This is a genomic window from Pedobacter sp. 10L46_2, assembly GCF_056395165.1.
Genome location: NZ_JBFTIZ010000485.1, coordinates 1 through 1,794 on the forward strand (window position 1 = coordinate 1; position 1,794 = coordinate 1,794).

Here is a 1,794-nt window from a genome sequence, read left to right on the forward strand (position 1 = left end):
GGACGAAAGCGAAAAAGGAAAAGCCTGGAAGACTACCAGCATCAGGAAAGAAAATATATTGACTATAAACTCCATGTGTATAGCCGCATGCTGATAGACCTCTGTGTAAAGCATGAGGCGGCAACCCTTATTCTCGTCAATCAGGAACTAAAGGAAGAAATAGCGAAGGAAGATCCATTCTTATTGCAGAACTGGAGTTATTACAGCCTGAAAGAAAAAATTGCCTATAAAGCGGACAGAGCGGGCATTCAGCTAGTAGTTGAATAGAAGTATCAGGCTCAGGCCAGTCCTGATGGTGATAAGTTTAGTTCTTTGAGAGGAAGCTATTTAGTATGGAGGCTGTTTGCACAGCCATAGGGTGAGGTTACTTTAACACTCACCGAATTGCTTAGGTAGAAATGTCTATGAGTTGACATCTCCTATTTTGAAAGCAATGCGCAATGCTCTATTGTAAGTCCGTTTCAGAAACACATATGCTCTAGGCATGACAAAATGTAGATCCTGGTAATTGATTAGATCCCGGATTGATAGATATGCCATCCGGGAAAATTTTATCTCTTTTCGAATGCCACGGATACCAGGCTGTTTGTATAGAAATAAGAGGCTGCTTGTACAGCCATAGGGTGAGACTAAAACTGTGCTCACTAAGTTCCTGACAGTAGTTGGCAGTACCATTGCCTGCTCCATCGCGAACATACCATGCCGGGGTAGCTTATTAAAATCCCCTTGAATAGATTAGATCAGGAAAAAATTAGCATCAGAGGTTGCTTGTACAGCCATAGGGTGAGACAAGATGTACTCACTAAGTCTAAAAGATAATACAACCACCATGGGCTCTATTGTATTCTTGAAAGTTAGACTGCCGCGGTGCCAGATTCAGTTTAATATCATTTCAAATTAGAATGATTGTTTCAATAAAAACTTTTGAGGCTGCTTGTACAGCCGTAGGGCGAGGCAAATTATGCAATCGCTAAATTTAATTATAAATACAACCGGTGGGTCCTCTTGTATTATCAGGGCTAGAATGGTAGGTTTGGATTGATAAGTATGCCATTAGGATGGCTTATCATTTTCCAATACCACGAAATAACGGGCTGTTTGTATAGAAATAAGAGGCTTCTTGTACAGCCATTGGGTGAGACTAGAATCTTACTCACTAAGTTCCTGGTAGTATTTGGCAGTACTATTTGCCTGCTCCATCGTGAACATACCATGCCGGGGTAGCTTATTTCAAATCGCTTTGGATATATTGATCAGAAAAAATTAGCATAAGAGGCTGCTTATAAAGCCGCAGAATGAGGCAAAATATGCACTCACTAAATTTGATAAATATACAATCGATGGGGGCGCTCGTATTATTGGAAACAGAACAAGTTTCTTTTAAGAGATTGCCAACGGAGGCAGCTAGTTGTTTTTCAGTTAAACGGGACAAGAGGCTGCTTGCACGACCATGGGGTGAGCCAAAATATGCACGCAAATCCAACAAACGATATCCTCTCGAACTTATGTTTAATATTATTATGCATTATAAACAAAGTAATCGAGACTACTTCTACAGCCCTAAAGTGAGATAGAAATGTACTCAATAAATGTTCGTAGATTGACGGGTATGAAAACTAAAATTGGTTTCATGAGTATATAGAACCGGCAGGGGTCTCAATGAGAATTAGAGTCATTTCAACCGACTCCATAACACTCCTAAATCGACAGTACGAACAAACAGCCACACCAGTCCGTAAGCACCAGAGCAAAAACCCCGCGGTTTTTTGCAGGCCGCAAGAGACGGGCTTGCCT

At 41.0% G+C, this 1,794-nt stretch carries 1 pseudogene; it reads left to right on the forward strand.

Annotation, left to right across the window (positions count from 1 at the left end):
• A pseudogene (locus AC1DDX_RS27100) lies at nt 1-267 on the forward strand (hypothetical protein); the annotation flags it as partial.
• Nucleotides 268-1,794: the final 1,527 nt, after the last annotated feature.